Below are 8773 nucleotides of genomic sequence, written 5' to 3' on the forward strand. Positions count from 1 at the left end.
CCTCTGCGTTATCAGCAAAGGTTATTCCTTTTCGTTCGCTTTATCAAATTGAATTGGATCTGGTACTTTATCGTAGTCCTCTTTCAAGACTTCGCCTGTGCGGCGGTGTTCCATTTGCTTGCCAAGATTTTCGATTTCTTTTTCATTGCGTGCCATTGAACTATTTTTAGGGACATAGTTCTTCGGGAAATCTTTTTCAGTCATTCTAATCACCTCTTGCCTGTACTATTCCCGCTTTCAGCTACTTATAAACTAAAAGGACCTGCAATCTGCAGGTCCTCATAATCTATCTGTTTAACAGGCTGCCGACATACCTCAACAATTCGTTCGCTGAAGTAGAGTTGTAACCATGCTCATCGATCAGCCGTGCGACGACATTATTGATTTTCTTCAATTGCGTCTCATCAGGAGTTTTTGTTGAAGTCGTAATCTTAACGACATCCTTCAAGTCAGCAAACAGCTTTTTCTGGATCGCTTCACGCAGGCGGTCATGCGAATTGTAATCAAACCTCTTGCCTTTTCGCGCATAGGCAGAAATCCTGATCAAAATCTCTTCGCGGAACGCTTTCTTCGCATTTTCGGAAATGCCAATCTGTTCCTCGATAGAGCGCATCAGCTTCTCGTCCGGATTGATTTCCTCTCCAGTCAGCTGATCACGCATTTTCGCCTTGTTGCAGTATGCTTCGACGTTATCAAGATAATTATCCATAAGAGTTTTAGCTGACTCTTCGTATGAGTAGACGAATGCCTTCTGCACTTCTTTTTTCGCGATTTCATCGTATTCCTTGCGCGCGATAGAAATATAGTTAAGGTAACGTTCTCTTGTCTCAGCTGTAATTGAAGGGTGCTGGTCAAGGCCTTCCTTAAGTGACCTAAGAACGTCTAAAGCATTAATCGTTTTGACTTCCTTCCTGATGATTGTAGAAGAAATCCGGTTAATGACATAACGAGGGTCAATTCCGCTCATGCCCTCATCCTGGTGCTCTTTTTTCAGTTCCTCAACATCAGCTCTATTGAATCCTTCGACACTCTCGCCATCATAAAGCCGCATCTTCTTGATAAGGTCAATATCGCCTTTTTTTGGATCCTTAAGGCGCGTCAGTATCGTGAACATCGCCGCCACCCTCAGAGTATGTGGCGCGATATGAACATCATTTACATCACTTTCCCTGATCATCTTGTCATAGATTTTCTCTTCTTCGGACACTTTTAAGTTATATGGAATTGGCATCACGATAATACGTGAATGCAGGGCTTCGTTCTTTTTATTGGAGATAAACGAACGGTATTCCGTTTCATTCGTATGCGCGACAATCAGTTCATCCGCGCTGATCAATGCAAATCTTCCCGCTTTAAAATTGCCTTCCTGCGTCAGGCTGAGCAAATGCCAGAGGAATTTCTCATCACACTTTAGCATTTCCTGGAACTCCATCATCCCGCGGTTCGCCTTATTCAATTCCCCATCAAAACGGTAGGCACGCGGATCGGATTCAGATCCATATTCCGCGATGGTAGAGAAGTCAATGCTGCCAGTCAAATCTGCAATATCCTGTGATTTTGGATCAGATGGACTAAAAGTGCCGATTCCCGTCCGCTTATCCTCAGAGAAGAAGATCCGTTCCACGATTACATCTTCAATCCTGCCGCCGTATTCCTGTTCAAGCCTCATCATATTAAGCGGCGACAGATTGCCCTCAATTCGAATGCCATATTCATCATAAAAATCCTTGCGCAAGTGATGCGGAATCATATGCAGTGGGTCTTCATGCATCGGGCAGCCCTTAATCGCATAAATAGCTCCTCTGTCTGTATGGGAATAAGCCTCCAGCCCTCTTTTCAGCATCGTGACGAGAGTAGACTTGCCTCCGCTTACTGGTCCCATTAACAACAAAATCCGCTTCCTTACATCCAGCCTTTTCGCTGCGGGATGAAAATACTCCTCAACAAGCCTTTCCAATGCTTCTTCAAGCCCGAATAACTGTGAATTAAAGAAGGAATAGCGCTTCTTTCCTTTATCCTTTTCAATCCCTGTGTCTTTGATCATATTATATACACGAGAATGTGCCGATTGAGCTACCCATGGCTGTTCCTTCACAATTTCAAGATACTCCCTGAACGTCCCTTCCCACTTCAGCTTTTCTTCATCCTGGCGATACATCTCAATTTTTTTTAAAATATCCATATGGACCTCCCCATCTAGCGTTATCAAGAGACGATTAATAAATTCTATGCAGCAAACAATTTGAACATGCGTAAACGTTCCGTCTTGATTATTGTCCTTTTTTACTTTCAACGGGAAAAACGAGCCCATCCTTCACAGTTGCGAATTTATAGGATATAATGAACTCTATATGGTCAAAACGAATAAAAGGGAGGCTTACATACATGAAACTAATCATAATTATAGGCGTAACTATTGCATTTCTGGCTGCTATTTTCACAGGCGGTTACGATGATAAGCCGGGAATCACGAAAAAATAAAAAGCTGCCGATTGGCAGCTTTTTCACTTTCCTAACTACTTTTTATTCAATTGCTGCTTTTCAACAAACTCCTTCATATACATCCTCGTTTTGCGTCCAAGCATCTTGGCCATTTGTCCAGTCCAGGTATCGGCTCTCTTTCCGCCTGTTCTTTCTTCATAATATTCAGAAATCGTTTGGTTGTAATCTTGAAGCTGCTTTTCAAACAACGCCCGGTCTTGTTGATACTCGTTTTCCATATAGATATGCTCCAGCGGAAGTCGCGGCTTCAGATCCGTTTCCTGGTCAGGATAGCCTACTGCCATGCCAAACAGGGGTATAACATGTTCTGGTGTCTTCAGAACCTCCTTTACCGCCTCAAGGTCATTCCGTATTCCGCCTATATAGCAAATCCCAAGTCCCATCGATTCAGCAGCAATTGCCGCATTCTGTGCAGCTAGAGCAGCATCAATCAATGCGACCATGAATTTTTCTGTGCTTTCAATCATATCTTCTACATCTGCACTTTCCAAGTCACCGACTATCTTATGGCGATGGAGATCTGCACAGAATACAAAAAAGTGGCCATTTGCCGCTACATAAGCCTGATTACCGGCCATTTCAGCCAGCTTGTCCTTTTTTTGCTGATCTGTTACACCGATTATTGAATATGCCTGGATAAAGCTTGAAGTAGAAGCCGCCTGGGCACTTTTCACGATTGCTTCAACTTGCTCCCGGTCCAGCGGTTGATCTGTAAAACGCCTGATTGAACGATGTTGTAATAGAGTCTCAATGACCTGATTCATTTTTAAACAGCCCCTTCTTGATTATGTATAGCCTGCAAAATAACCTGTAAACGTGTTATGCCAAAAAGGAGACCTGAAAAGGCCTCCTAATATTTACGTAAATCCCGATAGTCCTGCTGTCTAAGAGCTTCATAAATTAAAATAGCAGCCGTGTTAGACAGGTTTAGTGAACGGATATTCTCATTCATAGGCAGCCTCAGGCATGTTTCGATATTGTTTTCGATCACTTCTTTAGGTAGTCCTGTAGTCTCTCTGCCGAAAATAAAGAAGAATTCCTTTTCGGTTGCACTATAATCAAAGTCAGAAGGCGCCTTTTTGCCAAATTTGGTTACATAAAAGAATTCTCCACCCGCGTTCTGTTGATAAAAGTCCTCGAGTGAATCATAATAATGAATCTTCACATGCTCCCAGTAATCCAAGCCCGCTCTCTTCAACATCTTGTCATCCGTTGAAAATCCCAACGGCCTGATCAAGTGAAGCGCGGTATCGGTACCGGCGCATGTGCGCGCTATATTGCCAGTATTTGCTGGAATGAGCGGCTGATATAATACAACATGCAATGCCATAACTTTCACCTCTAATAAAAACTAATGCCATTATACCACTACACTCCTTTTCAGCAAAAGAAATGGCGCTGTACTAGTTTCGGATTGTCATTTAATATCATCACGATCGTCTGTAATCGTAAAGAACTTGTATTTAATATTTGGAGTATAGGCAGTCGAATCTTCATATGCCCAATACCTCAACCTGCTGTTATACGTATGGGCATTGACCAGCGGCATTCCATCCGCATCATGTCCCGTAACAATCGTGGTATGGTCAAAACGCCCATCCCCCTGGAAATCATAGCAGATGACATCTCCAAGTTTCAGCTTTTCAGCACTGTTGACTTCTCTTCCCCTTAAGCCCAGCTTCGACCTGGGATGTGCCAGCGCATCGCATTGGCGACCGACCAGCTGAAGCTCCAATTATCATTCTGCATCCACCAGCCATTGCTTCGATTTGGATACCCACGCATCGGCCTCCGCCCTGATGAAGGCATTGAGAAATATAGTTGGTACAGTCGACCTCGAACTTTTTATATGCAGGGTTATAATCATTCCACCACCTTTCCGCATACTGAACAGCCTTCAGCCTGTCATATTTGAAACCCTTCCTCTCTTGGTCTCCCTCCTGCTGTGCAATAGCAGGCATCGCTTCTTCACTGGCCTGGGTGGATTCTCTCATTTCATTCAGCTTTTCATCATTTACCAGGATGCCCTTGTAAAATTCAGCCTGCCTCTTCTCCACTTCTTCCTCCATGTAAAATAATCCCCGTTGCTTAATCAAATACTGGAAATGAACCTCATATAAAACCGAGGCATTTTCCTTATCTTCAAACTTCTCTTTAATCCTGCCATTTGCCTTAGCTTTTACAACTTCAGCAGATCTATTGGCAAAACTCTGCTTTTTCATCTCTATACTGGGACACTCGTGCAGTTGATTTCTCGGCATTGATACACATTGAAGGACACGCTGTTCCAGCAGTTCCTGCAGTTGTTCACGCATGTTCATCCCTCCCTTCACCTTTCATATTTATGAAACTTTCCAGGATTTCACGCATAAAAAAAGGATGGAATTAATGAAATCCATCCTTCTTACACAGTTATATTAGACTCTAAGTTGTCCTTAAAAAACTCCAGTCCCTTACTGATTTCATTCAGTACTTCCTCATCCCTCTCAACAGCAGACGCATGTTTCAGTGCATCCAGCGCTACACTTCCGCCAATTTTGCCAAGCGCCCATGCTGCCGTCCCCCTAAGAACAGGTCTTGGGTCATCCTGCATCACCTTAATCAATTCAGGCATTGCTGTATCATCCTTATAATGCGCAAGGGCAATGATTGCGTTACGCTGGATAGGCTTCTTGCCTCGCCAGGAACCGGACACATGTCCAAACTTTTCTTTGAAATCACGGTTGCTCATAGTCAGTAAAGGTTTAAGAAGGGGCTTCGCAATTTCAGGGTCTGGCTCCATTTCTTCATGGAAATGAAAGTCCTTCCCTTTGTTCTCAGGACAAACCGTCTGGCAAGTATCACAGCCATATAATCGGTTGCCCAGTTTTTCCCGGAACTCGTCAGCCAAAAAGCCCTTAGTCTGTGTCACGAAGGCAATGCATTTTTGCGCATCAAGCTGCCCGCCCTGTACAAGTGCCCCAGTCGGACAAACTTCCACACACTTGTTGCAGCTGCCACAGCGATCCTCCATAGGCGTATCGGGTTCAAACGGTATATTCGTGATCATTTCACCTAAATAAACATATGATCCAAACTCTGGTGTGATAATGGAACAGTTTTTTCCGCTCCAGCCTATGCCTGCCCGTTCAGCAACTGCCCTGTCAACTAATTCTCCCGTATCGACCATCGATTTAAACATTGAGCCAGGTACCTTAGAAGCAATGTAATCCTCCAGTTTTTTCAGCCTGTCCCTGAGAACTACGTGGTAATCGATCCCCCATGAAGCACGGCAGAAGATTCCCCGACGTTCCCACTTCTTGCTGACAACTTTCGTCTTCATCTTCGAAGGATAGGCGAGTGCAATCGAGATGATTGATTTAGGATGGTCAAAAATCAGGCTAGGCTCCGTTCTCTTCTCAATATCCTTTTCCTCAAAGCCGGATTGATATTGGAGTTCCTGCTGCCTGTATAACCGGACCTTCATCTCTTCAAAAGCTGATGGTGACGCAAAGCCGATTTTATCAATCCCTATTGTTTTAGAGTATTCAATTATATCCTTTTTCAGGTTGACCATATCCATAGCGATTTCCTCCTTTCTATTTTGATATCTATATTGAATCCCATAAATTTAAAAGCAAATTACTTTTATGATAAACTATTTTAAAGCAGATTTGGAGGTGGAATCAATGGAAATTCAAGTTTCCAGGGTGATATGTGATCTCATTCCCGGATTCACAGTCGGGATTATCCAATATAAAGATATACAGGTAGCGAGTCTCAGCAAATGTTAAAAGGCAGACTTCAGCTTTTCCAGGAATCAATTTACTTCGACCTTCTTGAAAAAAACGTAACCGAACTTGAAGGCGTCAAAGAGTGGCGATCAATATTCAAAACAACAGGGAAGGATCCAAACCGATATAGACATTCGGCTGAAGCCCTCTACCGCAGGATCGCAAAGCAGAATTATATTCAATCGATACATAGTGCGATAGATTTAAATAACTTCTTCTCACTTGAATATCAAATTCCAATAGGAGTTTATGACAGTGACAAGCTGATAGGGAATGTATTTATTAAAATCGGAGAAGAAAGCGAAGAATACACAGGTCTAAATGGTAGAACCAATAACCTTGCCAACCTAATCATCTCCGCAGATGAACAAGGGCCATTCGGAAGTCCATTTATTGATTCAGAAAGAACAGCCATAACTGAAAAAACAACAAATGCTCTGCAGATCATTTATCTGAGGCCCTCAGCTTCCCCTGAAGACAAGCAAAAAATGACCGAGTCTCTAATGAATATGTTTATCCAAATACATGGCGGAACTGGCACATATAGAATGATTGGATGCTGATGCATCCTTTTTCTTTTGGCTTAAGGAAAACACAGGCTTTATATCGTCTAGCCAATCTGTCTGATCAAAACAAATTAAAAAACGCAGTATATCGTTTTCTGGAAACGACATACTGCGTTAGTCACGTATGTATGGAGCGGGTGAAGGGAATCGAACCTCATCATCAGCTTGGAAGGCTGAGGTTTTACCACTAAACTACACCCGCATACATATCTCTATGAAATTAGAAAAGCGCAAGCGCCTTGGTCAGACCCGACAAAAATATTTTATAATTTCCTATTAAATAAAGAAAACAGGATATCCTGTTTATAATAAGAGTGATACCGGTGGTCGGGGTCGAACCGACACTCCAGAAGGAACACGATTTTGAGTCGTGCGCGTCTGCCAATTCCGCCACACCGGCATATTAAGATTCTTACTTTTTGCTGCCACTAATGATCTAGTGGAGGCGGCAACCGGATTTGAACCGGTGAATAAAGGTTTTGCAGACCTTTGCCTTACCACTTGGCTATGCCGCCATATGTTTTTGGAGCGGAAGACGGGATTCGAACCCGCGACCCCAACCTTGGCAAGGTTGTATTCTACCACTGAACTACTTCCGCAAAAATGGCTGGGCTAGCTGGATTCGAACCAACGCATGACGGAGTCAAAGTCCGTTGCCTTACCGCTTGGCTATAGCCCAATATATTGTATTCTCTTATCACTGAAAATGTGATTAAAATGGGGCGACTGATGGGAATCGAACCCACGAATGTCGGAACCACAATCCGATGCGTTAACCACTTCGCCACAATCGCCATAATAAAATTGGCAGGGGTAGTAGGAATCGAACCCACACCAAAGGTTTTGGAGACCTTCGTTCTACCTTTAAACTATACCCCTATATTAAGTGGTGGAGGGGGACGGATTCGAACCGCCGAACCCTGAGGGAGCGGATTTACAGTCCGCCGCGTTTAGCCACTTCGCTACCCCTCCACTATACCATTTTTTATTGTGTTGAAAAACCCATTTTTTCAAATTACCTGAATAACCAGGTATTGTATAAATGGTGGCTCAGGACGGAATCGAACCGCCGACACAAGGATTTTCAGTCCTTTGCTCTACCGACTGAGCTACTGAGCCACTATGATACTGTCAATATAAATGGCGGTCCCGACCGGGATCGAACCGGCGATCTCCTGCGTGACAGGCAGGCATGTTAACCGCTACACCACGGGACCAGATTGCGGGGGCAGGATTTGAACCTGCGACCTTCGGGTTATGAGCCCGACGAGCTACCGGACTGCTCCACCCCGCGACGATAATAATCTTTTAAAATATATATGGTGGAGGATGACGGGATCGAACCGCCGACCCTCTGCTTGTAAGGCAGATGCTCTCCCAGCTGAGCTAATCCTCCGTTTGGTGACCCCTACGGGATTCGAACCCGTGTTACCGCCGTGAAAGGGCGGTGTCTTAACCGCTTGACCAAGGGGCCAGATATAAAGTTTCTATGGCGGAGAGCAAGGGATTCGAACCCTTGAGACAGCGTTGACCGTCTACACGATTTCCAATCGTGCTCCTTCGACCTCTCGGACAGCTCTCCAAATTGGCTCCGCAGGTAGGATTCGAACCTACGACCGCTCGGTTAACAGCCGAGTGCTCTACCACTGAGCTACTGCGGAATAATAATGATTTCTCCGACTTGGATGCACGATCCATATCTTTGAATTGGATGAAAATGCATCCTGCCCGGCGGCGTCCTACTCTCACAGGGGGAAACCCCCAACTACCATCGGCGCTGAGAAGCTTAACTTCCGTGTTCGGTATGGGAACGGGTGTGACCTTCTCGCTATCGCCACCAGACATTTTTTCAAAGACAATTTCTATTATACTGTCTTTTATGCATTTTGCAAGAGAAATTTTAAAAATTTTTCACTTAATGAAAAGCTTTTT

Annotated in this window: 5 protein-coding genes, 15 tRNA genes, 1 rRNA gene and 2 pseudogenes; 1 reads left to right on the forward strand and 22 read right to left on the reverse strand. The window is 44.0% G+C overall.

The features are described from left to right. Positions 1–21: 21 nt before the first annotated feature. From JCM21738_RS19615 to queG, 6 genes and pseudogenes are all read right to left on the reverse strand, one after another. A complete protein-coding gene (locus tag JCM21738_RS19615) occupies positions 22–204 on the reverse strand; it encodes a hypothetical protein (protein ID WP_023625523.1) in 183 nt (60 codons plus the stop codon). 82 nt (positions 205–286) lie between these two features. Next, a complete protein-coding gene (locus tag JCM21738_RS19620; RefSeq protein WP_023625524.1) occupies positions 287–2182 on the reverse strand; it encodes a PrkA family serine protein kinase in 1896 nt (631 codons plus the stop codon). A gap of 334 nt (positions 2183–2516) precedes the next feature. Next, entirely contained in the window at positions 2517–3266 is a 750-nt protein-coding gene (gene nfsA, locus JCM21738_RS19625; RefSeq protein ID WP_023625526.1) for an oxygen-insensitive NADPH nitroreductase, read from the reverse strand. Between the two features lie 86 nt (positions 3267–3352). After that, positions 3353–3832 (reverse strand): tRNA (uridine(34)/cytosine(34)/5-carboxymethylaminomethyluridine(34)-2'-O)-methyltransferase TrmL, encoded by a 480-nt coding sequence (gene trmL, locus JCM21738_RS19630; RefSeq protein ID WP_023625527.1) that lies wholly within the window; start codon positions 3830–3832, stop codon positions 3353–3355. 87 nt (positions 3833–3919) lie between these two features. Next, positions 3920–4817: pseudogene (locus JCM21738_RS26890) on the reverse strand (amidase domain-containing protein). Positions 4818–4906: 89 nt separating this feature from the next. Continuing rightward, entirely contained in the window at positions 4907–6064 is a 1158-nt protein-coding gene (gene queG / locus JCM21738_RS19640) for a tRNA epoxyqueuosine(34) reductase QueG (RefSeq protein WP_023625530.1), read from the reverse strand. Positions 6065–6170: 106 nt separating this feature from the next. On the opposite strand from queG, the pseudogene JCM21738_RS19645 reads away from it, so the two are divergent. Next, positions 6171–6838, forward strand: a pseudogene (locus JCM21738_RS19645) (B3/B4 domain-containing protein). A gap of 132 nt (positions 6839–6970) precedes the next feature. On the opposite strand, the gene JCM21738_RS19650 reads toward JCM21738_RS19645, so the two are convergent. From JCM21738_RS19650 to rrf, 16 genes are all read right to left on the reverse strand, one after another. After that, positions 6971–7043: transfer RNA gene (locus JCM21738_RS19650), tRNA-Gly, on the reverse strand. Between the two features lie 116 nt (positions 7044–7159). Then, positions 7160–7241: transfer RNA gene (locus JCM21738_RS19655), tRNA-Leu, on the reverse strand. A gap of 40 nt (positions 7242–7281) precedes the next feature. Further along, positions 7282–7356, reverse strand: a tRNA-Cys gene (locus tag JCM21738_RS19660). Positions 7357–7365: 9 nt separating this feature from the next. Further along, positions 7366–7440 (reverse strand) — tRNA-Gly (locus JCM21738_RS19665). 5 nt (positions 7441–7445) lie between these two features. Further along, a tRNA-Gln gene (locus tag JCM21738_RS19670) sits at positions 7446–7520 on the reverse strand. Between the two features lie 39 nt (positions 7521–7559). Then, positions 7560–7635: transfer RNA gene (locus JCM21738_RS19675), tRNA-His, on the reverse strand. 11 nt (positions 7636–7646) lie between these two features. Next, a tRNA-Trp gene (locus tag JCM21738_RS19680) sits at positions 7647–7720 on the reverse strand. A gap of 8 nt (positions 7721–7728) precedes the next feature. Then, positions 7729–7813: transfer RNA gene (locus JCM21738_RS19685), tRNA-Tyr, on the reverse strand. 71 nt (positions 7814–7884) lie between these two features. Next, positions 7885–7960, reverse strand: a tRNA-Phe gene (locus JCM21738_RS19690). 22 nt (positions 7961–7982) lie between these two features. Next, a tRNA-Asp gene (locus tag JCM21738_RS19695) sits at positions 7983–8058 on the reverse strand. A gap of 3 nt (positions 8059–8061) precedes the next feature. Continuing rightward, positions 8062–8135, reverse strand: a tRNA-Met gene (locus JCM21738_RS19700). 26 nt (positions 8136–8161) lie between these two features. Further along, a tRNA-Val gene (locus tag JCM21738_RS19705) sits at positions 8162–8237 on the reverse strand. A 3-nt stretch (positions 8238–8240) separates the two neighbouring features. Next, positions 8241–8315, reverse strand: a tRNA-Glu gene (locus tag JCM21738_RS19710). Between the two features lie 16 nt (positions 8316–8331). Beyond that, positions 8332–8423, reverse strand: a tRNA-Ser gene (locus tag JCM21738_RS19715). Positions 8424–8427: 4 nt separating this feature from the next. Next, a tRNA-Asn gene (locus JCM21738_RS19720) sits at positions 8428–8502 on the reverse strand. Positions 8503–8567: 65 nt separating this feature from the next. Further along, positions 8568–8683: ribosomal RNA gene (gene rrf, locus JCM21738_RS19725) — 5S ribosomal RNA — on the reverse strand. Positions 8684–8773 lie beyond the last annotated feature (90 nt).

This window comes from Mesobacillus boroniphilus JCM 21738 (assembly GCF_000517385.1).
Lineage (GTDB): Bacteria > Bacillota > Bacilli > Bacillales > Cytobacillaceae > Mesobacillus > Mesobacillus boroniphilus.

What these genes read in the sequence shown, in the direction of transcription:
- JCM21738_RS19620 (WP_023625524.1), bottom strand. Translation starts at nt 2,182, where the DNA reads ATGGATATTTTAAAAAAAATTGAGATGTATCGCCAGGATGAAGAAAAG.
- JCM21738_RS19615 (WP_023625523.1), bottom strand. Translation starts at nt 204, where the DNA reads ATGACTGAAAAAGATTTCCCGAAGAACTATGTCCCTAAAAATAGTTCA.
- trmL (WP_023625527.1), bottom strand. Translation starts at nt 3,832, where the DNA reads ATGGCATTGCATGTTGTATTATATCAGCCGCTCATTCCAGCAAATACT.
- queG (WP_023625530.1), bottom strand. Translation starts at nt 6,064, where the DNA reads ATGGATATGGTCAACCTGAAAAAGGATATAATTGAATACTCTAAAACA.
- nfsA (WP_023625526.1), bottom strand. Translation starts at nt 3,266, where the DNA reads ATGAATCAGGTCATTGAGACTCTATTACAACATCGTTCAATCAGGCGT.